This window comes from Nonomuraea sp. NPDC049400 (genome assembly GCF_044466425.1).
Classification (GTDB): domain Bacteria; phylum Actinomycetota; class Actinomycetes; order Streptosporangiales; family Streptosporangiaceae; genus Nonomuraea.
In genome coordinates, this window is the sequence record NZ_JBITMP010000029.1 from 117,729 (window position 1) to 142,093 (window position 24,365).

The window sequence follows — 24,365 nt, forward strand, 5'->3', positions numbered from 1 at the left end:
GGCTCAGCTCAGCCCTGGTTCAGGAGGGGTACGAGATACTCCTCCTCGTAGTCCAGGTGGGCCTCGACCTCCTTGGTGAGCCGGTTGACCTCGGTCAAGAGCGTGCCGGGGGCCAGGTCGTCGGCGGCGAGGAGGGTCTGGAGCTGGTCGAGCAGCCGCTGGACGACCTCGTGCTCGGCGCGCAGCCGCTCCATCACCTGGGCGAGCTCCGGATAGCGGTCCTCCAGCGCCGGGAACATGAACCCGTCCTCGCGCGTGTGGTGCTCGTGCAGGTTGTGGCACATGGTCAGGCAGTTGACGCGCAACTGCGCAACCAGGTGCGGGCCCGACGCGGCGACCTCGGCGCGGATACGGGCCAGCTCCCTGCGGAAGGCGTCGTGCACCGTCTTGAGCGCGTCACCCACACGGCCGGCGGGCGGCCCCTCGAAGATCGGGATGAGCGCGACCACGGGCAGAGTCCTGCCGGAGGTGTCCTGGTAGCGGCCCCAGCCGGGCTCGGCCTCGACGGCGCGGGCGAACATGCGCTCGCGTTCGTCGCCCTCCAGCACAACCGCCTTCGCCTGGTAGGTGAAGACGCCGTCCTCCACGGTGACCTGCGGGTTGGCGACCAGGTTGTGGTACCAGGCCGGGTGCCGGGGTGAGCCGCCGGCCGAGGCGATGATCAGGATGCGCTCGCCGTCGGGCAGGTAAGCGAGCGGCGTCGTGTGGGGCGCGCCCGTCTTCGCTCCGACGGTCGTCAGCAGGAGCAGCCTGGCTCCTTCGAACGGGCCGCCGACCTGGCCGCGGTTGGCCCGGAATTCCTCAATGATCTGCTGGTTGAAGTCAATGGGCATGCGTGTGTCAGCTCCAAGGCGGGATGAATGTCGATGACGTGGAAAACCCCGCGCAGGCGATGCGCGGCGGCCTGGGTGCGCTCAGGCACATCCGGCGATGTAAGAAGCCACGGTGTCATCCCCCTTGATACGGCGCCTCCATGCCGCCGCCGTCCTCCCGGCCGGCGTCACGCGACGCGACCGCCATTACACGCGGATCCCAGGAAAGATGTCAACTCGGACATCGAAGAGACGCAGGCGAGAGTCGAACTCGCTCGGACAGGATTTGCAATCCTGCCTCCGCAACCGGCGAACTGCGCCAAGCCGCCCCGGCCCCCGTCGGTCGAGGCGGAAGTGCGCGAGGACGGAGTCGAACCGCCACAGCCGAAGCGTCCGGTTTACAGCCGGGTGGGCTCTCCAAAAGGTGCCCAGCTCGCGCATTGTCTGTCCAGAAAATGGACAGTTCGTACCCCGTACCGGACTCGAACCGGCGATTTCCCGGTTGAAAGCCGGGCGTCCTGACCGCTAGACCAACGGGGCCTTGAATTTTCGTACGTCCGGCGGGATTCGAACCCGCACCGTCCGGCTCCTGAGGCCGGTGCCTCTCCCATTTGGGCTACGGACGCGCGCTGACGTGGACCGACAGGATCTCGAAACCTGAACTCCTGCTTGCAAGGCAGGTGTGATGCCTTTTCACCATCCGCCCGCAGGAAAGACCGAAAGAAAAAGGCCGCCCGGTGCGCACCCGGCGGCCTCTGGACGGTCCCTCGCGAGGGTTATCCAGAAGCCCTGCCGGCCAGCGCGAGCGCGCCGCGGCACGCCGTGCACCGGCAATAGACGCGTTCGGCTGCGAATCGCATGGCGGGCCTTTCCTTTCGTTCTTCCGACGTGCACGACAGTAACCGGTGAGGCTCGGCGAATGCCAATGATTTATTCTCCAAGCATGCGGATCGGAGAGCTCGCCGCGCTGCTCGGGGTGTCCACCCGTACTGTGCGCTACTACCACCAGCAAGGCATCCTGCCGGAGCCGCCGCGCCTGGCCAACGGCTACCGCGAGTACGGCATGCGCGACGCCGTCGCCCTGGCCCGCGTCCGCCGCCTGGTGGAGCTCGGGCTGAGCCTGGAGGAGGCGCGCGAGGTGATCGCGGACGACCGCTCCAGGGAACTGCCCGAGATCCTCGCCGAGATCGACGCGGACCTGGCCCGGCAGGAGCACGAGATCCGGGTACGCCGCGCCCGCCTGGCCGAGGTGCTCGAGCGAGCCGAGAACGGCACGCTGGGCCCCGACGACACGGCCTCGCCCGACCTGATGGCGTTCCTGCGCACGGTGGACCTGCCCGCCTCGAAGGCGGCAGCCTGGGACCGTGACCTGCTGGTGCTGATGGACAGCATGGCGACGGACACCAGCAGGGAACGGGCGTTCACGATGTTCGACTCGATGGCCGCCGACCCGGAGGTGACGGCGCGCGGGCACGAGTTCTACCGGCGGCTCGACGCGCTCGCCGACGCATCGCCGGACGATCCGAGGGTGGCGCCGCTGGCCGAGATGCTCGCCGACTACAGCCGGGAGCACCTGCTGGCGCACGCGGGCCCGCCCGATTGGGAGCCGTCGGCGATGGAGCCGTTCCTCGAGGGGCTCGCTCCCGCGCAGGCCGAGGTCGTACGGCAGGCGATGCGCCTCATCACCAGCCGATGACGACCCGTCAACGGGCGGAGAAGGCCCGGCGCGCGTGCACGAGGAGCTCCCGTACGGCGGGGCGCTGCCCGGCCCGCCACACCAGCGCGAGCAGGGCAGGTGTTTCGACGTCGGCGATGGTGCGGGCGGTGAGACGGTTGCGGTAGCGGGCGGCCATCGAGTCGCTGAGGATGCCGACGGCGACGCCGCGGGCGGCGAGGTCGGCGATGGCGTCGGCGGCGCTGGCCTGCAGGGCGATCACGGGCTGCCGGCTCTGCGCGGCGCACGCCTGGTCGAGGACGGCGCGCAGCCCGGTGCCTGGCGGCATGCACACGATCGGGTACGCGCTCAGGTCGCGCAGCGTGACCTGGGGGAGCGCGGCCAGGGGATGGCCGGGCGGGACGGTCACCACGAGGCGCTCGCTGACGATCGTGAGTGACTCCAGCCCCTCGGGAGCGGCGGTGGCCGTGCCGACGAGGGCCAGGTCGAGAGTGCCGGCGCGGACCCCTTCGACGAGGCGGTCGGAGTTGTCCTCCAGGAGGACGACCTCCACGCCGGGATGTGCCCGGTGGAAGTCGGCGAGCGCGTCGAACAGCGGCGTGATCGTGCACCCGATCACCATCCCGAGGGTGAGCCGCCCCCGGATCAGGTCGGTCACCTCGCCCACGGCCTCGCTGAGCGCCCCCGCGGCCGCCAGCGCGGCCCTGGCGTGCTCGAGTGCCGCCTTGCCCGCGACCGTCAGCGTGGCGGTACGCCCCGACCGGTCGAACAGCTCGGCCCCAAGCTCGCGCTCGAGCCGGCGAATCTGGGCGCTGACGCCGGACTGGCTGATGTGCGCCCGTTCGGCGGCCCGCGTGAAGTTCTGCTCCTCGGCGACCGCGACGAAATACTCCAGCTGCCTCAGTTCCATAACTGACAATTCTAGTTTCCATAAGAACCATCTGTTGGACTTCTGATTTGGGCGGCGGCAGGCTGGACGCAGTGAACGCCTGAGGAGGAATCCATGCCGGAACATGAGAAGGCCATGCGGCCCGAGGACATCACGCGCCTGTTCGTCGAGCGGTCCAACGCCGGTGACGCGGCCGGGGTGGCCGCGCTGTACGAGGAGGACGCGGTGCTGGCCTACCCGCCCGGCAGCCAGACGGTGGGCCGGGAGGCGATCCGGGAGCTGTGGGAGAAGGTGCTGGCCGGGCGGCCGCACTTCGAGCCGGAGGAGCCGCTGCCGACGCTGGTCCTCGGGGACATCGCGCTCACCTCGACGCCGCCCAAGGACGGGACCGGCGCGCGGGCGCAGGTCGTACGGCGCCAGCCGGACGGCAGCTGGCTGCGCATCATCGACCAGCCCGAGTTCGTCCCGCCCGCCGGCTGACCGTCCTGCCGGAAATAGGGTCGCCGATTCGGGGCGGGGGTCGCTAAGGTCACGCGAGTGAGCGATGATCGCCTGCCCTTGTTGTGGCTCTGCGGGCCGTCGGGTGTCGGCAAGTCGTCGGTCGGCTGGGAGGTGTTCGCGCAGCTCAGCCGGAGCGGCGTCAGGACGGCCTTCGTGGACGGCGACCAGATCGCCATGCTCCACCCGCTCCCGGACGGCGGCACCCATCGCGTCCGGGCCCGCAACCTCGCCGCGATGTGGCCCAACTTCCGCCGGGAGGGCGCGCAGTGCGTGGTGCTGGCGGGCTTCGTCTTCACCGCCGAAGAGGTGCGCCAGTACACCGACCTGCTCACGGACGCCGCGCTGACACTCTGCCGGCTGCGGGTCGACCTGCCCGAGCTCAAGGAGCGCTTCCTCGGCCGGGGCTGGATGCCGGAGATGGTGGAGCAGGCCGTGGCGGACGCCGAGACGCTGGACCGCACGGACTTCGCCGACCTGTGCGTGGACACTGACGGGCTCTCCATACCGGAGGTGGCCAGGACGGTCATCGAGCGGGCCGGGGGATGGCCGGCCGCCGCGCCTTCGGTGCCCGTGCTGTGGTTCTCCGGCGCGGCCGCGGCCGGCAAGTCCACGGTCGCGTACGAGGTCTTCAGGCGGCTGCTCCGCGACGGCGTGCCGGCGGCCTATGTCGATCTGAAGCAGATCGGCATGCTGAGCCCGGGCGGCCGTGAGCAGCACCGGCTCAAGGCACGCAATCTCGCCGCCCTGTGGGCCGGATACCGCGCCGACGGCGTCCGGTGCCTGATCGTCTCGGGTGACGCCGACCGCGACGACACGGTCCGGGGCTATGCCGAGCTGCTGTCAGGAGCCGCGCTGACGGTCTGCCGCCTGCACGCGGGAGCGGGCACGCTGGCCGAGCGGGTCGAGCTGCGCGGGCGGGGAGGCGGGCCGGCGATACCGGGGGACGAGCTGAAGGGGCTGGCAGCGGGCGCGCTGCGGCGGGTCGCCGAGCAGGCGGCGCGCGAGGCCGAGGCGCTGGACCGGGCCGGCGCGGGGGACCTGCGCATCGACACCGACGGCCGGTCTCCGGGAGAGCTGGTCGAGGAGATCCTCGCCGCCTGGCCCCACCGTCCTCAGCCGCAACCCCCGGACACCACAGAGCGCTAGGGGCTGTCCTGGCGATCATGAGCGGAGCCAGATCACCAACGCTGCGGCGGTGACCGTGCCGAGGTAGACGTAGGCGCGCTTGTCGTATCTGGTCGCGACCGCGCGGAACTGGCCTGCCAGTAGGAGTGGAACGGCGAACCGGGTTTAGTGTCACATCTGTTGACAGTGCTCAATGATGGAGGCCGACACCCTCGCTGGGCTTATGGCGTGGCAAGGGAAAGCTGATGTGCGAGGAGGCCCTCCATGGCGGTACCGACGCTGACCCCTGAGCAGCGGGCTGTGGCCGTGGCTAAGGCCGCCGAGGCGCGGAAGGCGCGTAGCGAGCTGTTGGCTGGGGTCCGGGCTGGGACGGTCACGGTGGCGCAAGTGTTCGCCCGCGCGGAGGAAGAGACCGTTGTCAAGAAGACGAGGGTCGTTCAGGTGCTGCGAGCGGTGCCTGGTTATGGGCCGGCGAAGGTCGCCGCGTTGATGGCGACGTGCGGGGTCGAGGTGGAGCGACGCGTCGGCGGACTTGAGGAGGCGCAGCGCGAGCGGCTGCTCATAGCGTTTGCGGGGTAGTTCCTGATCCTCTGCCCGGGTCGGCCCGATGGGCAGGATGCCGGACCTGGTCCTGCAGACGCTGTCGAAGCTCGGCTTGCTCGGGCGTGAGCGGATCGTCCGGGCGTCGGATGCGGGTTCGGCGGGGGCGGGGGATTTCGTCTGCGTCGTGGAGGCTGGCGAAGTCGGCGTGCGCCTGGGCGACGGCCTCGGGGTAGGCCTCCTGCTGCTCGTGCTCGGCGAGCGCGCGGTAGCTGCTCGCGACGCTGGGGGCCTGGCCCTTGCGCTTGCCGGTTCCGATGATCAGGTCGGGCTGGATCTTCTCGACAGACTCGCCGTTCGCGCGGCGCCGGAGCACGGTGTGCAGCATGTCGTCGGTGATGACGGGTGGCCGGCCGCCGTGCTTGCCTTTTCGGGCTGCTGCGTCGAGTCCTTCGAGGGTCGACTCCCGGATGTTCTCGCGCTCGGTCTCGGCCATCGCCGCGAAGAAGGCGAAGAGCAGGCGGCCGGGTCCGCTGGGGTCGTACATGCCGGGCAGAGGTCCGGCGAGCATCTCCAGGACCAGGCCGTGGGCGGTGAGGTGGTCGGCCAGGGCGGTGAGTTCGGCGGCGTCGCGGCCCAGGCGCTTCATCTCATACACGGTGAAGATGACCCGGCAGTGCGGGGCGTGGGCCTTGATCTGGCGGGCCAGCGCGAGCGCGGCCTCGAACTGGGGGCGGACGCGTACCCGGGTGCTGATCTTCTCGGAGAAGATCTTCTCGCGGCCGATGCCGTGCGCGGCCGGCGCGTCCAGTTGTGATTGCGGCTCCTGAGTGAGCGAGCTACACCGTGCGTAGCCGATGCGGATGTCGGCGGTCGGGGTGTCCGGCGCGAGGGCGAGCGGGACGGGGGTGCCCGGGGCGCCACGGCTGGCCGGGTCCGCGGTCGGCGGGGGTGGGCACGCGCAGGAGCTTGGCCAGGCGAGGCACCTTGGTGAAGCGGCCGGTGTGGTAGGTGCCGGCGACCGCGCCGGAGCGCGAGCGGCACGGCCGCGTCCAGGGTTCGCGCAGGGCGTGCTCGCTGGACGAGGCCAGGGACGTTGAGACGGCGTTGTCGTGGTCAGACGTGCCCTGTGCGACATGTCAGGACACGTCGGAGTAGCGGCTGGCCGTCCTACGGTCGCCGCCCTGCCCTCATCAGGCGCCCTGTCTGCTGAGTTCGATCATCTCCTGAACCGTCTCGGCCGGAATCTGGACACCCAGCGGGCTGATGAACTGGTACATCGGCAGTGACTCGATCATGCGCAGCATATCGGCGTGCTCGGCCGCCTGCGCCCGTTGCTCCGGGGTCATCGTCGCCGCGATGTGCCCCATGAGCACCGGCCCGACGACCGGGTGCGCGAACCATTCGCCGACGCTGGAGTCCAGGCTCAGCTGCCTGAGGATCACCTCCCCGGCGAGCTTGACGGTCTCCTCCGCGACGACCTGCGAGGCGTTCTCGCCGATCTGGATGGTGTACTCACCGGGCGCGACCAGCCAGCGGCTCTCGGCGATGTCCCAGTAGGCGAAGGCACGGGTGTCGAGGTCGAAGGTGACGATCGTGGCCTGGCCGGGCTCGAGCGCCACCTTGGTGAAGGCCCGCAGTTCCCGGACCGGGCGGCGGACGGGTCCTGCCTGGGTGGCGATGTAGAGCTGGACGACATGCTTGCCGTGCCGCTCACCGGTGTTGGTGACCCTGACCGAGGCGCGGGCGGTGTCGTCGCCGGTGACCTCGACCGTCAGGTCGCTGACAGCGAAGGTGGTGTAGGTGAGCCCGTGGCCGAACGGGTAGCGGACCGGCTGGTCGGCGCTCTCGTGGTAGCGGTAGCCGACCATGACGCCCTCGCCGTAGCGGACGATGTCCTGTTCTCCAGGGAAGTTCAGGTACGACGGGGTGTCCTGCAGGCGCAGCGGGATCGTCTCGGCCAGCCGCCCGGACGGACTGACCGCACCGAACAGCAGGTCGGCCAGGGCGCCGCCGGCGGCCTGGCCGAGCAACCAGCCCTCCAGGATGGCGTCGACCTCGTCATGCCAGCCTTCCAGGGAAACAACCCCGCCGTTGGAGAGCACCACGACCGTACGGCGGGCCACGGCGGCGGTGGCGCGGATGAGCTCGACCTGCCCGCCCGGCAGCTCGATGCCGGCCCGGTCATACCCTTCCGATTCGTCCAGGTCGGCCAGCCCGGCGAAGACGATCGCCAGGTCCGCGCCCTCCGGGTCGGTCGTGACGGTCCGCTCTCCGGCCAGCTTGCGGATCTCCTCCAAGGGAATGTCGACGCGGGTGGGGTTGATGTGGGAACTGCCCCCGCCCTGGAAACGCGGCTCGGTGGCGAAGGCCCCGACGACGGCGATGGTACGCACGTCGGGGCCGATCGGGAGCACGGCGTCGGCGTTCTTCAGCAGCACGGCGCAGTCGGCGGCGAGTTCGCGGGCGAGCGCGTGGTGGGCGTCGGCGTCGAAGGCCGCCGGCGCGGACCGCCACCGGCTCACCATTTCCTGGACGCGGGCGACGCTGCCGTCCACGTCGGCCTCGTCGAGCTGTCCAGATATGACCGCCTGCACGATGTGCGCATCGTTGCCGGGATTGCCGGGCATCTCCAGGTCAAGCCCCGCCTTCAACGCGGCGACCCGGTCGTTGACCGCGCCCCAGTCGGAGACGACAACCCCGTCGAAACCCCACTCTTCGCGCAGCACCCGGGTGAGCAGCCACGGATGCTGGGAGGCGTAGACACCGTTCACCTTGTTGTAGGCGGCCATCACCGTGGCGGGCCGGGCCTGCTTGACCACGCACTCGAAGGCGGGCAGGTAGATCTCCCGCAGGGTGCGCTCGTCGATTTCAGCGCTGACCCGCATCCGGCCGGTCTCCTGGTTGTTGGCGGCGAAGTGCTTGACCGACGCGCCCACCCCCTCGGCCTGCAAGGCCTTGACGTGCGCAGTGGCCAGCACGCCGGTCAGCAGCGGATCCTCGGAGTAGTACTCGAAATTGCGCCCGCAGAGCGGTGAACGCTTGATGTTCACCCCCGGCCCCAGGTTCACCTGCACATCCAGCGCCCGGGCCTCGCGTGCCACGGCTGCGGCCAGTCGGCCGGCGACGGCGGGGTCCCAGCTGGAGCCGACCGCGACCGCTGGTGGAAAGCAGGTCGCCGGGAGGCTGTCGTGGATGCCCACGTGGTCGGCCTCGCCGGCCTGCCTGCGCACGCCGTGCGGGCCGTCGCTGAGCACCGCCGAGGGGACCTCGCCGACCGGTTTGGTGCTCCAGAAGTCCCGGCCGGACAGCAGGGACGCCTTCTGTTCAAGATTCACTGGATGGCTGCCTTCAGGTCGTCGGCCAGTTCCTGGGACGGGCCGGGGATGAACTCCAGGACGGTGTTCAGGGAGAACGCCGCCGCCTCCGGCGCGTTGCCGTCGAGGGGGATACTGGGGAAGTGCTTGGCGAACACCTCGGTGAGCGCCTGCCACACCGTCGGATCGGCCGCGAGCGTCTTGAGTGAGGTGTCCATCGTGTACGGCTCGCGTTCGCCGTACTCCTCGGGCAGTTCGTAGCTCCAGGCGTGCTCGCCGAGCTGGACTTCGATGGTCTCGCCGGTGTACGGCAGGCGGACGGTCGCCTCGACGGGCACGCTCACCTCCAGCCTGACCTGGCGCCCCTCGACCCGCCACGAGATGCGGATGTCGCCGTGCACGGTCCAGTGGGTGAGCGCGGCGTTGGTAAGGCCGCCCCCGGGCTGCGGGGCGATGAGGACTTTGCGGTAGCCGGGTTCGAGCGGCGTCAACCCGCCGACCGTCTTGTGCAGCCAGTCGGTCACCGCGCCCAGGGCGTAGTGGTTGAGCGAGGACATGCCACTGGGGTTGAGCGTGCCGTCGGGCGCGATCGCGTCCCAGCGTTCCCAGATCGTGGTCGCGCCCATGGTCACCGGGTAGAGGAAGCTCGGGCAGCCGGGCTCCATCAGCATCAGGTAGGCCGCCTCCAGGTGCCCGGTGCGGCTGAGCGCGGGCAGCATCAGCGGGGTCCCGGCGAACCCGGTGGAGATCTTGTACCCGGCCTTGGCGACCAGCTCGGCCAGCCGCCTACCCGCCCTGGCCTCCTGGTCGGGGTCGAGCAGGTCGAAGCAGATGGCCAGGGCGTAGGCGGTGGCGGTCTCGCCGGCGATCCGGCCCTTCGCCGTGACGTATTCAGCGCGGAAGGCCTGCCGTACCTTGTCAGCCAAAGCCCGGAAGTGGGCAGCGTCTTCGGTGTTGAGGAGTTCCGCCGTGTCGGCCATTTCCCGGGTGGTCTTGGCCAAGTAGGCGGCGGCTACCAGGTGCCGGTCGGTCTTGGCTCCGGCCGGGTTGTCGCCGGGGGCGTCGGGGTCGAGCCAGTCGCCGAACTGGAAGCCACTGCTCCACAGCCCGTCGGCATCCAGCCTGCCCTCCACGTCGCGGATGAAGGCGGCCATGGAGCCGTAGCAACGGCGCAGGATCTCGGCGTCGCCGTACTCCTGATAGAGCACCCAGGGCAGGCTGACCGCCACATCGCTCCACAGCGCGGTGGGGGCGGAGGGATTGGACAGCACGTCAGGGACGACCCACGGCACGAACCCCCTCTCCCGCTGCTCGGCGGCCAGATCCGCGAGCCAGGAACCCAGGACCGGCCGCACGTCATACAGGAACGCCGCGGTGGGAGCGAAGGCGTTGATGTCGCCGGTCCAGCCCAGCCGCTCGTCGCGCTGCGGGCAGTCGGTGGGCACGCCGACGAAGTTGCCGCGCATCGACCAGACGGTGTTGGCGTGCAGCCGGTTCAGCCGTTCGTCCGAGGTCTTCAGCCATCCGGTGCGGCGCATGTCGCTGTGCACCACCACGGCCTTAACCTCGTCGAACGGCCCGTCGATCTCGACGTAGCGGAAGCCGTGGAAGGTGAAGCGAGGCTCCCAGGTGACCGTGCCACCCGCGTGGATGTAGCGGTCGGTGGCTCTGACCGTGCGTAGCGTCTCGACGTTCAACTCGCCGTCTTCGAGGAGCTCGGCATGCCGGATCGTGATGGTCTGACCGGTTTCGCCGGTGGTGGTGAGCTTGATCCAGCCGGTGAGGTTCTGCCCGAAGTCGACGATCTTCCCGCGAATGCTCACGGGGGAGAGCTCCTCGATGCGCCGGATCGGATCCGCCACCACCGGAACCAGCGCCTCGGGGTTCCAGTCGAACGGCTCCACCGCAGACCAGTCGCCGGTGAAACCCGGTTGGCTCCAGCCGTACGGCTCACGCCTGGCGTCGTAGGTTTCGCCGTCGAACAGGCCGTTGGCGATGATGGCGCCGGTTCCCGCGCTCCAGGTTCCGTCGGATTCCACGACGACGGTCTGCTCGCCGAGGGTCATCTCCAGGCGCATGAACAGCGCGGGCCGGTCGGTGTAGTGGTTGTTCTTGCCCTCGAACCCGATCCGTCCGGCCGCCCAGCCGTCGCCCACGATCGCGCCCAGCGCGTTCGCGCCGGGTTTGATCAGGGCGGTCACGTCGTGGGTGCTGACCTGGAGCCGATGCCGGTAGGAGGTCCAGCCGGGGGCCAGAACCTCGTCGCCGACCCGGATGCCGTTCAGGTACGGCTCGACGATGCCGAGTCCGGTCACTTCCAGGAGAGCCTGGTCGGGCTGCCGGTCGGCGGTGAACTCACCCCGGAAATAGGGGGCGGGACCACCGGGCTCGTGCGGAAACGAGGGTGCCACGAACATGCGGGACTCCTTAGCGGACGGACTTGATGGGCAGGATGACCAGGCCGCCCAGCAAGGTGCAGGCGGCGGCCACCAGGTAGAGCAGGGTGTAGTTCTTCTCCGCGCCGACGGTCAGGAACACCGGGGCGATGAAGGGAGCGGCCGACTGCGGGATGGAGGTGGCGAAACCGAACACGCCCAAGTAGCGGCCGGCATTCGTCTCCCGCTCCGGCAGCACGTCCAGGGCCAGCGCCTGATCCACGGCCGAGAACATGCCCAGGCCGACCGAGCAGATGATTGAGCCGGTGAACAGCGGCGGCACGCTCGACGACACCGCCATGATCACGGTGCCCAGCGCGTAGACCGCCCCGGCGGCCAGGACGAACACCCGTCGGCGGCGTAGCCGGTCGGACAGGAATCCGCCACCCATCGCGCCCGCGGCGGTGGCCAGCACGCCGAGCCCGGCGACTGCGGCGAGCGTCCCGGCCACCTCCTCGACCTTCACACCCAGGCGGGAAGCGAAGAAGAAGGCGGTGAAGGTGGTGTTGAGGGTCAACCCGAAGTAGAACGCGAACCGCCCCGCCCAGTTGAGGGAGAAGTCTCGATATTTCCGGACGGGCCACGTGTACATGGCCAGCAGCGAGCTCGGCGTCAGCGGCTCGGCCGCGGACAGGTCACGGCTGTCGGCCTCGTCGACCAGCCAGACGAACAGCACGATGGTGACCACACCGACCGCGCCGGGCACGAGGAAGAGCAGGAGGGCGTCGCCCGCCAGCCCTCCGGCCATCACGACACCGACGACCGGCGCGACCAGCGTCGCGAACCCGCCGAGACCGGCGACCTTGCCGCGCTGCTCTTCCGGAAGGCGGTCGGCCTGGGAGGTGAGCAGGTTGCCGAAGGCCTGGCCCCACCCGAACTGGGCCAGTACCCAGCCCAGGCCGAGGACCGGGATGTTCGGAGCCAGGGCCATGACGAGCAGGGAGACGACGCCGAGCAGCATGCCGCCGAAGATGAACGGGCGACGGCGGCCGAAACGGGTGCGGTTGCGATCGCTGAGCGCGCCGAGCAGAGGTCCCGCGACGAGGGGCACCAAGCCACCCACGCCGGTGATGTAGCCCAGGTACTCCTCACGCCCGGGAGCGAGCTCGCTGACCCGGATCGACAGCGTGATGCCCACCGGCGTGATGAACGCCAGGAAGACGCCGAACTGGGCCAGGACCATCAGACCGATGTAGCGGGAGCCCACCTTGGGCAGGGTGGGCGTTGCTGGTGTGCTCATGGAGACCCCACGGGTCGAAGGGGGATGTGTGTCGTGGATGTTAACCACCGCTACTAACACGTGCAAGTAGTGCCGAGGTCGCGTTTCGCCCAATTCGCCTATCTCGCTATGCGGAGTCGCGTTCGACCACGCGGATGACGTCGGATGGCATGGACCCCAGTTCGGGGTCCGCGTTGTTCAATGCCCTGAGCAGGGCTTTGGCAATGCGCTCGCCGATCTCGCCGCTGTCCTGCGCGACTGTCGTCAGCGAGGGGACGGCGAAGCGGGCCGCGGGAATGTCGTCCGCGCCGATCACCGGCAGGCTCACGCCCAATGCTCGCATCCCGGCCAGCACCGCGAGGGCGACCTCGTCGTTGTAGGCGCACACGGCGGTCGGAGCATCCTGCCAGCCCGCCACCGCCATGGTCGCCGACTCGATATCCAGCCCGATCTTGCAGACCAGTGGCTCCGGTAGGCCGGCTTCGCCGCATGCCTGCATCGCACCCTCGGCGCGCCCGCGCCCGAGTGCGACCAGTCGGGGGTCATCGGGCAGAACGTAGGCCAGGCGCTCGTGCCCCTTGCCGATCAGGTACCGGGCCTGCAACCTGCCGACGCCGTTGATCCACAAAGTGCTGCCCACGTCGTATCCGGGCTGCTCGGCGGGGGGCAGCACGGCCGGGATACGCACTCGTCTCATGCCCTCCAACTCTGCGGCGGAGAAGGGCCGCATGCCGAAGACGGCGGCCGGGCTGAGGGCGCTCCACAGCTGCGCCAGCCCGTCGTCGTGGCCCGCGTGCACGTGCGTGATGAGGGTCAGCCCGGCCTGGCCCAGCACCTGGGCCGCCCGGTCGACCAGCGCCGCCATGGTCGGGCCCTGCGGCCAGTCGGGCAGGACGAACAGCGCCACGTCGCTGCGCCCGCTGCGCAGTGTGCGGGCGGGGGCGTAGGGCGTGTAGCCCAGCTTGGCCGCGGCCCGCAGGACGCGCTGCCTGGTCGCTTCGGGGATGGACTGGCCGGGCGTGTTGTTCAGCACGAAGCTGACGGTGCCTCGCGACAGACCCGCTTCCCGCGCCACGTCCACACTCGTGATCCTGCGCTTCTTGTCCGCCACGTTGCCCTCGTCACCGTTGCCTGCCTGCTGCAGGGATGTTAATGTCTGCGAACTCCCAACTTACACGTGACAGTGGCCGCGTGTACGTCGCCTACTATCACGTGTAAGTTGGTGCGATGCCAAGCCGGACATATGACGTTCTCCTCGCCATGTTCCGTGAGCTTCGAGAGAACGGTAAGGACGTCACCCTCGACGAGGAACGCGTGGGCGCCGAGGTTGTCGGCGATCTCTACCGGGATGTTCCGGGCATCACCGATCAGGTGCATCCCTTCGGGCGGTTGCTGAGCCCTCCGGAGCCCCGCGACGACCTGGCCATTCTCTTCATCCACGGTGGCGGCTTCCGCACCGGCACCGCGAGGAACGGCCGGCAGGCCGGAGCGCACCTGGCGGCGAGCACCGGTGCGCGGGTGCTGCTGCCGGACTACCGGCTCGCGCCCGAGCATCCCTACCCGGCCGCCCTCGACGACTGCGAAGCGGCCTACCTCGATACCCTCGGCAGGTGGCCGGAGGCCAGGATCGTGGTGGGCGGGGAGTCGGCGGGAGCGAACCTGGCCACGGCGCTCCTGCTACGACGCCGCGACGCCGCCGACACCCGTGCCGCCGCAGGGTTCGTCTACTGCGGCGTCTTCGACCTGCGGCCGGAGAACTACGCTCGCGGCTCCTGGCAGGCCAACGCCGAGACCGACCTGATCATCAAGCCGTCATCCGGACCGGTCATGACGAGCGACTACCTGGCCGGGCACCCCCCGGCCGACCGCTACGCCTCCCCGGCACTGGCCGACCTGGCCGGGTTACCACCCCTGTTCATCCAGGTCTCCGGCGCCGAGCTGCTGCTCGACGACTCCCTCGCCCTGGCCACCCGGGCGGCGCGGGCCGGAGTCGAGGTGGAGCTGGAGGTCTGGCCACACATGCAGCACGTCTGGCACCTGGCCACGGGGTTCCTGCCCGAGGCCACCGAGGCCGTGGACCGCACGGTCGCGTTCATCCAGCGGGTCGCCGAAGGGCGGGTGGTCGACGGAGCCGCGCTGTCCGGCGGTCCCGCATCATTCGAGGAGGTCACGTAAGTGGAGCGGCTGACTGATCGGCGCATCCTGATCACCGGTGCGGGTTCCGGCATCGCCCGGGCGACGACGCTGAGACTGCTCGCAGAAGGCGCGCGCGTGCTCGCCGCCGACATCTCGAAGGAAGCCCTGAAGGAGACAGCGGAGCTGGCCGGAAACGACCGGCTCACCGTCTGCACCGTGGACATCTCCTCAGAGGACTCGGTGAATTCCCTGGTCAATAGGGCCACCGCTGAGCTCGGCGGGCTTGACGCCCTGATCAACGCGGCAGCCATCCTGCGCGGCGCGCACACCCACGAATGCTCGCTGGAGCTGTGGAACCGCATCATCGGGACCAACCTGACCGGCACCTTCCTCATGACCAGAGCTGCCCTGCCGTACCTGTTGGACAGCGGCAGGGGCGTGGTGGTCAACTTCAGCTCCACCGCGGCCTTCTTCGCCCATCCGTTCATGGCGGCCTACTCCGCCAGCAAGGGCGGCATCTTCTCCTTCACCCACAGCATCGCCTCCGAGTACGGCAAGCGGGGGCTGCGCGCGGTAAACGTCGTGCCCGGCGGCATCAGCAGCGGGATCACCGACAACATCGGTCACCTTGTACCCCAGGACACCGACTGGGACCTGTTCCTCAAGCTCACCCCCGCGCTGCCTGGAGGCATGCCTGGTCCGGAGAAAGTCGCCGGGGTTGTGGCGATGCTCGTCTCCGACGACGGCTCGTTCATCACCGGCACCGAGATCCGCGTGGACGGCGGCGCTCACCAGTGACGCTCACTCCGGCATGCCTGCCGGGGCTGAGCACTCACGGACCGGCGAGGATGGCCATGACTGCTGCGGCTGGCTGTTCGACGTTGTCGCATTGCTGGGAGTGACTTCGTAGGTCAAGCAGCGAGTTGGTAGCGGGCCTGGTGGTTGGGCTGGTGCTCTTGGCCCAGATGGTAGGTCCAGTAGCGGTCGAAGTCGCCGTTGGCGAGCAGTGCGCGGAGTTTCAGGACGGCTTCGGCGCCGGCGCTCCGCCCGGCCGTCGACGCGTTCGTCCGACAAATTCGCTACCCGGCGGCCGGAGCGCCGTGATACACAACCGACGTGCAAAACATCTTGGAGTTCCCCGAGGTCCTGCGGCTGATCGAAGACCGCTCGGCCGCGTTCCGCGCCGCGATCGCGTCCGCCCCCGACCTTGACGTCCAGGTCCCGACCTGCCCGGACTGGACGCTGCGCGAACTGGCGCAGCACCTCGGCGACGGCCGCCGCCGCCAGGCCGCCATCGTCGCGGCGGGCCCGGGCGCTGAGCCCCCGGCGAGGACGGACCCGAAGGGCGCCCCGACCGCGCCCCGCGACCGCGAAGCCCTGGACGCCTGGCTCGCCGAGTCGACCGAGCTCATGCTCGACGCGATGCGCGAGGCCGGCCCGAACCGCGGCTGCTGGACCTGGTGGGGCCGCTCGCAGGCCCCGGAGACCAGCGGAGCCGTGGCCCGGCACCAGATCCAGGAGATCGCCGTCCACACCTACGACGCCCAGCTCACCCAGGGGGCCGCACAGCCGCTGCCGACGGACGTCGCCGTCGAGGGCGTCGACGAGTTCCTGACGACCGTCGCGGCGACGACCGTCCCCTGGCCGTTCAAGCCGGCGACCATCGACCTGCACACGACCGAGGGCCGCTCCTGGCGCCTGACCCTCAACGCCGACGGCGTCCGCTGCGACGACCTCGCCGCCGACGCGGAGCCGGGCGACATGGCGATGCGAGGCGCAGCGAGCGAACTGGTCCTCTACTTCTACGAGCGCGTCCCGCTCGACGGCCTGGAGACCACCGGCGACACCGAGCCGATGGAGCAGCTCGCAGACTGGGACCCGAACGCGTAAAACGCGCACTTGTGACGCAAGCGGCCGGCCGTCTGCGGCGCGGGAGCACCGGTGGCCGGCCACCCGGCATCGACAAGGAGCGGTACGCCAAGCGCAACACTGTCGAGCGGGCGATCAACAAGCTGAAACAGTTCCGCGCGGTCGCGACCAGATACGACAAGCGCGCCTACGTCTACCTCGGCACGGTCACCGCTGCAGCGTTGGTGATCTGGCTCCGCTCATGATCGCCAGGACAGCCCCTAGTCGATCAGAGCCTGGTATACGAGCTGGCGGAGTTGGCCGAAGATGGGCTGAACGCTGGATGGGATGAACTGGGACAGGAAGATCACAGTGAGCTCCTCAGCCGGATCCACCCAGAACGCCGTGCCCGCTGCTCCGCCCCAGCTGTATTCGCCCTCCGAGCCCAGGCCCTTCTGTTTGACGGCGTCCTGTACGACGGCGAAGCCGAGCCCGAACCCCATGCCGCTGTTGGAGATCTCGGAGAACACCCGCCGGCCGAATTCCTCCAGGTCGGCGCCACCGGGAAGGTGGTTTCGCGTCATGTAGGAGACAGCGCGCGGGCCGAGGACACGCGCCCCCTCGAACTCCCCGCCGCGCAGCAGCATCTGCGTGAATCGGTGGTAGTCGCCTGCGGTCGAGATCAGCCCGTGGCCGCCCGACAGCAGTGCGGGCCGTTGCGGCGGGGGCGGCATCGGCACCAGACGCCCGTCAGGTGTCTGGCCGTACAGCGTGGCCATGCGCTCGGGATCCACCGGCTCGAATCCGGTTTCGCGCATCCCGAGCGGCTCGAAGATCCGCTCGGCGAGGAACCGGTCGAGCGGCAGGCCGGAGATCACCTCGATGAGCCTGCCGAGCACGTCGGTGGCGACCGAGTAGTTCCATTCCGATCCGGGCTCGAACAGCAGCGGCAACCTGGCCCACCGTTCGACGCAGCCGGCCAGGTCCAGTCCCGTCGGGTAGGGGCCGTCGAATCCGGCGGCACGATACATTTCGTCCACCACGCTCTGGCGGTAGAACTCATACGTCAGGCCTGCCGTGTGGGTGAGCAGGTGCCATATGCGGATCGGCTCGGCCGCCGGTCGGGTGGAGGGTGCGGCCGCGGGGCCGCTCTGGTAGACCCGCATGTCCGCGAACTCGGGAAGGTACGCGGCCACAGGGTCGGTGAGCAGCAGCCGCCCCTCCTCGTACAGCGTCATCACCGCCACCGACGTGACCGGCTTCGACATGGAGTAGATGCGGAACAACGTGTCCGGCTCGACGGGGAGCCCCGCCGAGATGTCGCGCCTGCCACCCGTCGACAGGTGCGCGATCTCACCCTTCCGGCTGATCAGGATCAGCCAGCCGGGCCATCGGCCGTCATCCACGCCGGCGGCGAAGTAGCCATCGATCCTGGCCAGTCGCGCGGGATCGAACCCCACCTTCGCGGGGTCGCACGTCAAGGACACTCCACTCATCGACAACCTCCGTCTGCCTTCAGGTTTCTGATCAAAGCGGCCCGGCTACCGGCGTCCGCGGAAGGTTCGCCGCAGGTCATCGACCCACCGGTCGGGGATCTCCCAAGGGATGAAATGGCCGCCGCCGTCGTGGGCGGTGAGGTTGACCAGGTTGTACCAGGTGGCGCGGTCGCTGCCGAGAAAGTGCTGGACGCGCTGGTCGGTGGTGACGCCGGGCGGGTTCTCATAGCCGACGAAGGTGATGCCGGTGGGCGCCTCGACGACCGGCTGCCGATCGTGGGACGGGGTCCAGGGGTAGCGGTTGTTGTTGGCGTAGGTGCGGATCGAGGTGCCGATCGTGTTGGTCACCCAGAAGATCATGGCGTGGGTGAGCAGGTCGTCTTTGGTGAAGACGGTCTCGATGTCGCCGCCGTTGTCGCTCCAGTTCACCCAGCGTTCCAGGATCCAGGCGAGCATCCCGGCGGGCGAGTCGGTCAGGCCGTAGGCGAGGGTGCTCGGGGCGAGCATGTGCGCGGCCAGATGCACGGCGAACCGCTTTTCCAGCGCCAGGAGCCGGGCATGGACGTCAGCGGGCAGGCCGTCGGGGATGGGCAGGCCGCCGGTGAGGTCCCAGGCCCGGTCGCCGTTGAACAGGGTGAGCTTCTGGCCGGAGCCGATGTGGATGCCGTACAACTCGTCGGCGTACTTGTGGCCGAGCTGTCCGGTGACCATGGCGCCGACGTCGCAGCCGGCCGCCGCGTACCTGGAGTGGCCGAGTATGCCGGTCATGAGGGTGTGCCACAGGTCGGCGACCTTCCAGAAGTTCATGTCCGGGTGGTCGGGCAGCGGGCTGGAGAAGCCGAAGCCGGGGAAGGAGGGGACGATCACCTCGAACGCCTCGGCGGGGTCGCCGCCGTGGGCGCCTGGGTCGGCCAGCGGGTCGATGACCTTGGACCAGTGCCAGAACGTCCAGGGCCAGCCGTGCGTGAGGATCAGGGGTTTGGGGTCGGGACCGACTCCGGGCTTGCGCATGAAGTGCACCGGGACGCCGTCGACCTTGACGCGGTAGTGCTCGTAGGCGTTGATCGCCGCCTCGGCCTTGCGCCAGTCGTAGCCGTCGCGCCAGTACTCGACCAGCTCTTCCAGGTAGGGGCGGGTCACGCCGTAGCGCCCGTCCTGGTTGCCTGTGTCATCCGGCCAGCGGGTTGACTCCAGTCGCTGCCGGAGGTCGGCAAGCATCTCGCCGGGCACATGGATGGGTACCGGTTCCAGCGGGAACTTCAAGATCCTGTCCTCCTGTTCATGTTGCCGCTCTGCGCATGGCAAGAACATAAGAGATTTATATAACATTTTTATGCACTCCTTCGCCGCGCGCGCCGCTGCCGCGAACGCCACGGCCTTCCTGTAGTCTCGGGGAAATTTCCAACGGATTTGTCTGACCTGCACTTATGTGGGCCTGTTCCGGTTGTTGATCATTTCCGCTACGGTTCGTACGGTCCCGACCCGGGTTGCGGTGTGGAGGTGGTCGATGTCGACCCGGATGTTCTCCGAGGACCAGCTGGAGCGGCTGCGCTCGTACCCCGACATCGGCCGCGACGATCTGATCCGGTACTTCACTCTGACGCCCGCCGACGTCGCCTTCATCGATCCGGGCCGTGGCCGGGATGCCAGTGATCGCCTTGGGCTTGCTGTCCAGCTCGCCACGTTGCCCTGGCGGGGGTTCGTGCCGGATGAAGTGACGGCGGCGCCGCCGGTGCCGCCACCATCAAAGTGATCTTGCAGCGGTTCGTGCGCGGCGGCGGTTCGGTGGACGCCCGCGCCGCCGCCCAGCAGCGCGGGCACGAGCGCCCCGCAGGCCTTCGGCCGGTGTGGAGGAGGAGACGGAGTAGCGGCCCAGGACGTTGAGGTGGGCGTGGCCAAGCGGGGACAGCCGGGCGGCGTCCTCGTCCTTGACCGGGACGCCTTCGGCGCGCAGCTGGTCGACCGCAGCCGACAGGTACTTCGAGTTCCACAGCGCGACAGCGTTGACGACGAGACCAAGAGCCGCTAGTTGATCTTCTTGTCCTTCGCGGTAGGTCTTGCGGATCTGCCCGTTGCTACCGTGGCAGATCTTGCGGGCCAGCCGATGCCGGGACTCCTGGACGGTGAGCTGCTTGTTTAGCTTGCGGCGGTAGGTGTCGTCGATCGGGTCCAGGATTGACAGCAGGTGGAGGGTCTTGTCGATCCGCCCGTACTCGGCGAACGCCTGTCCGAGGGGGGTGGGCCGCCCGTTACGGGCGAACATGCGCAGCAGGTCGTAGGCGCGGACCTGGTTGGTGACCAGGGATCCGGCGACCCTGGTCATATCCGACCACTGGGTGTGGATCTTCTGCCGGTTGATCTTGTTGCGGGCGATCGCCTCCAGCGGCCCGTACGCCGGCGTCGTCCCGTCGGGGAGGTCGGCGCACCAGAACCGCTGATCGCCCAGGTCGGCGAAGCGGGGCGCGAACCGGTAGCCGAGCATGGAGAAGATCTCGAACACGATGTCCGAATCGGACGCCTGGTCGGTCGTGACGACTTCGGGCTGCGGCCCGGCATCGATGTTGATCAGGGTGTCGAGGATGTACAGCGAGTCGCGCGGTGTGCCGGGCACGACCATCTGCCCGATCCCCATCACCTGATCATTGGCTGCGTTCAAGAGCGTCACGCCGCTCCCTCGCCGAAGTACTTCGGCGAGGGAGCGGCGTTGATCGTCTGAACCGGGACGACGAACCGCAGCTCGTCGACCGAGGCCAGCAGCCCGCCGCCCCACAGCGCCACGATCGGCACGCCGCGCTGGGCCTCGATCAGGATCGCGTTCGCCGCAGCGTGCGTCTCAGCCCGCACGTAGTTCTGGTCGACATGCGAGAGCCGGCCGCGGGTCAGCGCCTCGTCCCGGGCGCCGTGGACGACTCCGCCCTGGCGTGCCGCTTACGCTCGTGTCCAGCGTTGGTTGGCGCCGGCGTGGCAGTTCCACAGGACCACGGCGGTGCCGTTACCGGTGTTCGCCCTGTCGACGTCCAGGCACAACCCGCTCTGGGCGTTGCTGATCGTGCCGTTGCCGTTGAAGATCCATTGCTGGTTGGCGCTGCCGTTGCAGTCCCAGATCTGTACACGGGCGCCGGGAGTCGCATTGATGGGCGCGTCCAGGCACTTGCCCAGCACCTGCAGTGCCCGCCCGCTCTGAGTGAACTGCTGATTGGCCCCGTTGTGGCAGTCCCAGATCAGCATCTGGGCGCCGTTGGCCGAGGAGCCCTGATTGACGTCCAGGCACCGACCGGACGCCTCGCCACGCAGGCGGAAGGAGGGCGGTGGGTTCGACGTCCCGCCCCCGCTGACGCGGTAGACGGCGGTTCCGTGCGCCGGCACCGTTGCCGAGATGGTGCCGCTGCTGGTGGACGTCGCCCCGGTCCAGAGGTCGCGGAGCGTGAACGACGAACCCGTCTTGCCGATCGCGGCGGCGGTGGTGGAGATCGTCGTCGTGGAACCACCCTGGTTGAACAGCGCCACGGCGACATCACCGTTGGCGAGCCGCTTGGCGAGCACGCGGCGGGTGCCGTCATTGGAGACCTGTACGGCCTGCAGACCGAGCGAGTCCTGGTTGACCGCGATCAGGTCGGCGTTCTTCAAGATGGCCAAGGTCTCCGTGCTGGCGCTGCGCAGGTCGTTACCCGCGATGAGCGGAGCGGCCATGACGGCCCAGAGCGCGAAGTGGCTACGCTGCTCCGTGGCGGTCAGTACCCCGCGGCCCACCTCCATCATGTCCGGGTCGTTGAAGCCGCCCGGCCCGGCGTAGGACGCCAGTGGCACATTGACGTTGACGATGTTCTGGATGCCCATCGGGTATCCGTTGGTCTGGCCGGTGTCCCATGCGTTGGTGATGTCCTCGGTGGTGCGCCACATGTTGGCCACATCGCTCCAGTTGCGAAGTGGGCCGGTCTTCTCGTGGATGCTGTTCGGGTTGATGCTGTACACGATGGGCCGGCCGGTGGCAGCCAGCGCATCCCGCATCTTCGCGAACGCGGCCACCTGGTCATTGATGGTTCCGTTTGGCGAACACCAGTCGTACTTGAGGAAGTCGACACCCCAGGCGGCGAACTGGCGGGCGTCCTGCGCCTCGTGGCCGAGGCTGCCGGTCGCCCCGGGGAAGGCGTCGAAGTACTGTGCGCAGGTCTGGTCCATCGGAGACTGGTAGATGCCGAACAACAGACCACGAGCGTGCAGGTAGTCGCCGAGAGCCCGCATGCCGCTCGGGAACCGTGTCGGGTGAGCCTGTAGGTTGCCCTGCGCGTCCCGATCCGGGTTGAACCAGCAGTCGTCGACCACGACGTACCGGTAGCCTTGTTCCCGCATGCCGTTGGCCACGATGGCATCCGCCGTCTGCCGGATGAGCGTTTCGTTGATGTTGCATCCGAACGTGTTCCAGGTGTTCCACCCCATCGGCGGGGTACGGGCGACGCCGTTGTTGAGCGCCATTGCCGGGGGCGTGGTGACCTGTGTCGTGACGACGACGCTGACCGCGACTGCCGCGAGTATCGTCGTTGCCGCGCTCGTCCATCGGGCTACGCGGGGCCTGGCCCGTTGGCTTAACCATGTCATCGCACTACTCCGATCTGAACGGCCTCCGACCGGAGGCTCGGACCCGTCGTGGGCTAGGGGATGACCCGGAAGGTGGTGTCCTGCCGGTCAGTAAGGCTGGAGGCGCGCGGGCCCTGTGTCCTGGCCGTCGGCGTGACAACAGCGTTGTTCTGGTTCAGCGGCGTCGAGTTCAGGCCGTCACGGGTGACCGCGAGGTACAGGCCCGTCCGCGCCCTGTAGCGCCTTCTACCGTGGGTGCACCTTTCCGAAAGAGTGCGGTGGTTGCGCCCAAGGGCTCGAGGAGGCGAAAGGCAGAGCGAGGCGGAGCTGAGCGGCTCGATGTAGCCGCGGTGGTCCCGGGGACGGAGCGGTACCGACCAGAAGATCGCAGCGTCACTACTAGCGCCAACATTTGAGTTTGCAGGTGCAGTGCCGTCTCGCCCCTGGTCAGTCATCGCGGACAACCCGGCACGGTTGAGCCCCAGTTCCCATGGGCCCTACAGCCTCGCGACCAGAGTGTGTCCAGGCACAGCGGAACCCCGACCAATCCGGTGATGCCGAATACGCGACGGGCCCGGAGCGATGGGCTGTTATCGCTAACAATTACACGCCTTCCCGTGCGCGGTGGTGAGATGCCAGTGAGTACATCCAACGCGCCGACGCCCGTCAACGAGCCGTCATCCTCGTCGGCAGACCTCTCGCGAGACCCGCACATCCAGCCTGTCTCTTTGCCCTCTGGCGAGCACACCAGGCACCCCCCGAGCGGTGAAACTTTCATCACTTCCCGGGCTCTCGATATGCTGCGCGCGGACCGCGTTGCCTGCCGCCTGCAGGGCTCCGCTATGGTGCGGCCTCATGCTGTAAGTTCCGGCAGTAAATGGCCGGGAATCTCCGGAGCTACTCGGCCGGACATGATCTCTTGACGGCAGGAGTACAGCCCTCAGGACCAGTCCTGCCAGAGAATCCTGCCACCGGTGCTGGACCCGAAGCGTTAGCTGCCGGGCGGCAGCGGGATCAGCACGTACGGCTTGACCGGGTCCTCGATCAGCCCGCCCGAGAACGCCCAGCCCGGACCGCCCATCATGATGACGTCCACCAGCAGGGTCCGCCCAGGACCGAGGAGCCGCGGGTCGAGGTTGAACCTATTTCCTGCTGGGATTGAGGAGTTCACGTGGTTTGAGGTGAATCCGCTTTCCCCGCTCCGGGTCGCACGTCTGGCCGCGCGGGACAAAGCTGATGTCGGCGTTCACCCCGAGGTCCTTCAGATCCTGTTCAAGCCGCTCGGACTCTCTGAGCTCCTCGAACTCCGTCGCTGACGTTCCACGAAAGCGAGCTGGCCATTGCCGGCTGTGCCAGGGCGAAACTCGATGCGATCGCGATGGCGCCGATGGCGGCGGTCTTGAGCAGCTTCTTCATGATGCTCCTTCTGTCGGGGCGGGTTCTGGTGCCCGCCGAGAAGGAGCATGGGTCAAGGGTTGAGTCAGGCGACAGATCCCTTGGACACAGTTCGGCCGGCAGCCGTGCGGACTTTGGTCGTCGGCTGCTTGGTCGTCGAAACCTAGCGTCTGACTAGCGTCCCACTAGCGCGCTCCGAGTGGTCTGATTGGGACATACCTCCGCCATACCGCGTCTCCGTATGGTCTCACCTCGACGGGAAATCAACGGAGGGAACCATATGAAGATCATGCGTACCGCGGTCGTTGTCGGGGCCATGGGGGCCGTGGCCATGATGGGCGCGCCCGCGCCCGCGTCGGCGTCGGTGACCGCGTCCGCCTCGGCGTCCGCGCCGGCGGCGTC

Annotated in this window: 21 protein-coding genes, 5 tRNA genes and 2 pseudogenes; 9 read left to right on the forward strand and 19 right to left on the reverse strand. The window is 68.8% G+C overall.

Annotated elements, in window-relative coordinates; genetic code table 11:
• Window positions 1-8 precede the first annotated feature (8 nt).
• From ACIBVN_RS36775 to ACIBVN_RS36800, 6 genes are all read right to left on the reverse strand, one after another.
• Entirely contained in the window at window positions 9-833 is an 825-nt protein-coding gene (locus tag ACIBVN_RS36775; RefSeq protein WP_397144510.1) for a nitroreductase/quinone reductase family protein, read from the reverse strand.
• Window positions 834-1,062: 229 nt separating this feature from the next.
• Window positions 1,063-1,133: transfer RNA gene (locus tag ACIBVN_RS36780), tRNA-Cys, on the reverse strand.
• A 34-nt stretch (window positions 1,134-1,167) separates the two neighbouring features.
• Window positions 1,168-1,251, reverse strand: a tRNA-Tyr gene (locus ACIBVN_RS36785).
• A gap of 28 nt (window positions 1,252-1,279) precedes the next feature.
• A tRNA-Glu gene (locus ACIBVN_RS36790) sits at window positions 1,280-1,352 on the reverse strand.
• Window positions 1,353-1,364: 12 nt separating this feature from the next.
• Window positions 1,365-1,438: transfer RNA gene (locus ACIBVN_RS36795), tRNA-Leu, on the reverse strand.
• A 9-nt stretch (window positions 1,439-1,447) separates the two neighbouring features.
• Window positions 1,448-1,518: transfer RNA gene (locus tag ACIBVN_RS36800), tRNA-Ala, on the reverse strand.
• 237 nt (window positions 1,519-1,755) lie between these two features.
• On the opposite strand from ACIBVN_RS36800, the gene ACIBVN_RS36805 reads away from it, so the two are divergent.
• Window positions 1,756-2,508, forward strand: coding sequence for a MerR family transcriptional regulator (locus ACIBVN_RS36805; RefSeq protein ID WP_397144512.1), 753 nt, complete (start codon window positions 1,756-1,758; stop codon window positions 2,506-2,508).
• Between the two features lie 7 nt (window positions 2,509-2,515).
• Here the strand turns inward: ACIBVN_RS36805 and ACIBVN_RS36810 are convergent, their stop codons facing one another.
• Window positions 2,516-3,397 (reverse strand): LysR family transcriptional regulator, encoded by an 882-nt coding sequence (locus tag ACIBVN_RS36810; protein WP_397144514.1) that lies wholly within the window; start codon window positions 3,395-3,397, stop codon window positions 2,516-2,518.
• A 93-nt stretch (window positions 3,398-3,490) separates the two neighbouring features.
• Between ACIBVN_RS36810 and ACIBVN_RS36815 the strand changes: the two genes are divergently transcribed.
• Entirely contained in the window at window positions 3,491-3,856 is a 366-nt protein-coding gene (locus ACIBVN_RS36815; RefSeq protein WP_397144516.1) for a YybH family protein, read from the forward strand.
• A gap of 57 nt (window positions 3,857-3,913) precedes the next feature.
• Window positions 3,914-5,023 carry an adenylyl-sulfate kinase gene (locus ACIBVN_RS36820; RefSeq protein WP_397144518.1) on the forward strand — a complete coding sequence of 370 codons (1,110 nt, stop codon included), beginning with the start codon at window positions 3,914-3,916 and terminating at the stop codon, window positions 5,021-5,023.
• 15 nt (window positions 5,024-5,038) lie between these two features.
• On the opposite strand, the pseudogene ACIBVN_RS36825 reads toward ACIBVN_RS36820, so the two are convergent.
• Window positions 5,039-5,131, reverse strand: a pseudogene (locus ACIBVN_RS36825) (IS5/IS1182 family transposase); the annotation flags it as partial.
• 135 nt (window positions 5,132-5,266) lie between these two features.
• Between ACIBVN_RS36825 and mihF the strand changes: the two are divergent.
• Entirely contained in the window at window positions 5,267-5,581 is a 315-nt protein-coding gene (gene mihF, locus ACIBVN_RS36830; protein WP_397144520.1) for an integration host factor, actinobacterial type, read from the forward strand.
• On the opposite strand, the gene ACIBVN_RS36835 is transcribed toward mihF, so the two are convergent.
• The 5 genes from ACIBVN_RS36835 to ACIBVN_RS36855 all read right to left on the reverse strand — a co-directional run bounded on the left by ACIBVN_RS36835 (window position 5,562) and on the right by ACIBVN_RS36855 (window position 13,624).
• A complete protein-coding gene (locus tag ACIBVN_RS36835) occupies window positions 5,562-6,680 on the reverse strand; it encodes a recombinase family protein (RefSeq protein ID WP_397144522.1) in 1,119 nt (372 codons plus the stop codon). The genes mihF and ACIBVN_RS36835 overlap by 20 nt on opposite strands.
• Window positions 6,681-6,735: 55 nt before the next feature.
• Window positions 6,736-8,880, reverse strand: coding sequence for a glycoside hydrolase family 3 C-terminal domain-containing protein (locus ACIBVN_RS36840; RefSeq protein ID WP_397144524.1), 2,145 nt, complete (start codon window positions 8,878-8,880; stop codon window positions 6,736-6,738).
• Window positions 8,877-11,276, reverse strand: a complete 2,400-nt coding sequence (locus ACIBVN_RS36845; RefSeq protein WP_397144526.1) for a family 78 glycoside hydrolase catalytic domain — start codon at window positions 11,274-11,276, stop codon at window positions 8,877-8,879. Before ACIBVN_RS36845 ends, ACIBVN_RS36840 begins: the two co-directional genes overlap by 4 nt.
• A gap of 10 nt (window positions 11,277-11,286) precedes the next feature.
• A complete protein-coding gene (locus ACIBVN_RS36850) occupies window positions 11,287-12,534 on the reverse strand; it encodes an MFS transporter (protein ID WP_397144528.1) in 1,248 nt (415 codons plus the stop codon).
• 106 nt (window positions 12,535-12,640) lie between these two features.
• A complete protein-coding gene (locus tag ACIBVN_RS36855; protein ID WP_397144530.1) occupies window positions 12,641-13,624 on the reverse strand; it encodes a LacI family DNA-binding transcriptional regulator in 984 nt (327 codons plus the stop codon).
• Between the two features lie 116 nt (window positions 13,625-13,740).
• Here ACIBVN_RS36855 and ACIBVN_RS36860 point away from each other — a divergent pair, with 116 nt between their 5' ends.
• The 4 genes from ACIBVN_RS36860 (at window position 13,741) to ACIBVN_RS36875 (ending at window position 16,763) form a co-directional block, all read left to right on the forward strand.
• Complete coding sequence (locus tag ACIBVN_RS36860) at window positions 13,741-14,688, forward strand: alpha/beta hydrolase (protein ID WP_397144532.1); 948 nt, start codon at window positions 13,741-13,743, stop codon at window positions 14,686-14,688.
• Entirely contained in the window at window positions 14,689-15,447 is a 759-nt protein-coding gene (locus ACIBVN_RS36865) for an SDR family NAD(P)-dependent oxidoreductase (RefSeq protein ID WP_397144534.1), read from the forward strand.
• A gap of 318 nt (window positions 15,448-15,765) precedes the next feature.
• Window positions 15,766-16,539 carry a maleylpyruvate isomerase family mycothiol-dependent enzyme gene (locus ACIBVN_RS36870; protein ID WP_397144536.1) on the forward strand — a complete coding sequence of 258 codons (774 nt, stop codon included), beginning with the start codon at window positions 15,766-15,768 and terminating at the stop codon, window positions 16,537-16,539.
• An 11-nt stretch (window positions 16,540-16,550) separates the two neighbouring features.
• Complete coding sequence (locus ACIBVN_RS36875; protein ID WP_397144538.1) at window positions 16,551-16,763, forward strand: hypothetical protein; 213 nt, start codon at window positions 16,551-16,553, stop codon at window positions 16,761-16,763.
• A 15-nt stretch (window positions 16,764-16,778) separates the two neighbouring features.
• On the opposite strand, the gene ACIBVN_RS36880 is transcribed toward ACIBVN_RS36875, so the two are convergent.
• Entirely contained in the window at window positions 16,779-17,993 is a 1,215-nt protein-coding gene (locus ACIBVN_RS36880; protein ID WP_397144540.1) for a serine hydrolase domain-containing protein, read from the reverse strand.
• A gap of 45 nt (window positions 17,994-18,038) precedes the next feature.
• Window positions 18,039-19,256 carry an epoxide hydrolase family protein gene (locus ACIBVN_RS36885; protein WP_397144542.1) on the reverse strand — a complete coding sequence of 406 codons (1,218 nt, stop codon included), beginning with the start codon at window positions 19,254-19,256 and terminating at the stop codon, window positions 18,039-18,041.
• 256 nt (window positions 19,257-19,512) lie between these two features.
• Here ACIBVN_RS36885 and ACIBVN_RS36890 point away from each other — a divergent pair, with 256 nt between their 5' ends.
• Entirely contained in the window at window positions 19,513-19,746 is a 234-nt protein-coding gene (locus tag ACIBVN_RS36890) for a DUF4158 domain-containing protein (RefSeq protein ID WP_397144544.1), read from the forward strand.
• Here the strand turns inward: ACIBVN_RS36890 and ACIBVN_RS36895 are convergent.
• From ACIBVN_RS36895 to ACIBVN_RS36910, 4 genes and pseudogenes are all read right to left on the reverse strand, one after another.
• Window positions 19,738-20,879 (reverse strand): annotated as a pseudogene (locus tag ACIBVN_RS36895) (transposase); the annotation flags it as partial. The gene ACIBVN_RS36890 and the pseudogene ACIBVN_RS36895 overlap by 9 nt on opposite strands.
• 42 nt (window positions 20,880-20,921) lie before the next feature.
• The gene (locus ACIBVN_RS36900; RefSeq protein ID WP_397144546.1) at window positions 20,922-22,589 is read right to left on the reverse strand and encodes a glycoside hydrolase family 27 protein; all 1,668 of its coding nucleotides are present in this window, start codon (window positions 22,587-22,589) and stop codon (window positions 20,922-20,924) included.
• Window positions 22,590-23,559: 970 nt separating this feature from the next.
• The gene (locus ACIBVN_RS36905; protein WP_397144548.1) at window positions 23,560-23,739 is read right to left on the reverse strand and encodes a hypothetical protein; all 180 of its coding nucleotides are present in this window, start codon (window positions 23,737-23,739) and stop codon (window positions 23,560-23,562) included.
• A gap of 101 nt (window positions 23,740-23,840) precedes the next feature.
• Complete coding sequence (locus ACIBVN_RS36910) at window positions 23,841-23,984, reverse strand: hypothetical protein (protein WP_349458598.1); 144 nt, start codon at window positions 23,982-23,984, stop codon at window positions 23,841-23,843.
• Window positions 23,985-24,365 lie beyond the last annotated feature (381 nt).

Excerpts from the sequence above, each read along its gene's own strand:
- ACIBVN_RS36815 (WP_397144516.1), top strand. The coding sequence starts at position 3,491 with ATGCCGGAACATGAGAAGGCCATGCGGCCCGAGGACATCACGCGCCTG.
- ACIBVN_RS36775 (WP_397144510.1), bottom strand. The coding sequence starts at position 833 with ATGCCCATTGACTTCAACCAGCAGATCATTGAGGAATTCCGGGCCAAC.
- ACIBVN_RS36805 (WP_397144512.1), top strand. The coding sequence starts at position 1,756 with ATGCGGATCGGAGAGCTCGCCGCGCTGCTCGGGGTGTCCACCCGTACT.
- ACIBVN_RS36890 (WP_397144544.1), top strand. The coding sequence starts at position 19,513 with ATGTTCTCCGAGGACCAGCTGGAGCGGCTGCGCTCGTACCCCGACATC.
- ACIBVN_RS36845 (WP_397144526.1), bottom strand. The coding sequence starts at position 11,276 with ATGTTCGTGGCACCCTCGTTTCCGCACGAGCCCGGTGGTCCCGCCCCC.
- ACIBVN_RS36910 (WP_349458598.1), bottom strand. The coding sequence starts at position 23,984 with ATGAAGAAGCTGCTCAAGACCGCCGCCATCGGCGCCATCGCGATCGCA.
- ACIBVN_RS36880 (WP_397144540.1), bottom strand. The coding sequence starts at position 17,993 with ATGAGTGGAGTGTCCTTGACGTGCGACCCCGCGAAGGTGGGGTTCGAT.
- ACIBVN_RS36860 (WP_397144532.1), top strand. The coding sequence starts at position 13,741 with ATGCCAAGCCGGACATATGACGTTCTCCTCGCCATGTTCCGTGAGCTT.
- mihF (WP_397144520.1), top strand. The coding sequence starts at position 5,267 with ATGGCGGTACCGACGCTGACCCCTGAGCAGCGGGCTGTGGCCGTGGCT.
- ACIBVN_RS36810 (WP_397144514.1), bottom strand. The coding sequence starts at position 3,397 with ATGGAACTGAGGCAGCTGGAGTATTTCGTCGCGGTCGCCGAGGAGCAG.
- ACIBVN_RS36900 (WP_397144546.1), bottom strand. The coding sequence starts at position 22,589 with ATGACATGGTTAAGCCAACGGGCCAGGCCCCGCGTAGCCCGATGGACG.
- ACIBVN_RS36835 (WP_397144522.1), bottom strand. The coding sequence starts at position 6,680 with ATGTCGCACAGGGCACGTCTGACCACGACAACGCCGTCTCAACGTCCC.
- ACIBVN_RS36850 (WP_397144528.1), bottom strand. The coding sequence starts at position 12,534 with ATGAGCACACCAGCAACGCCCACCCTGCCCAAGGTGGGCTCCCGCTAC.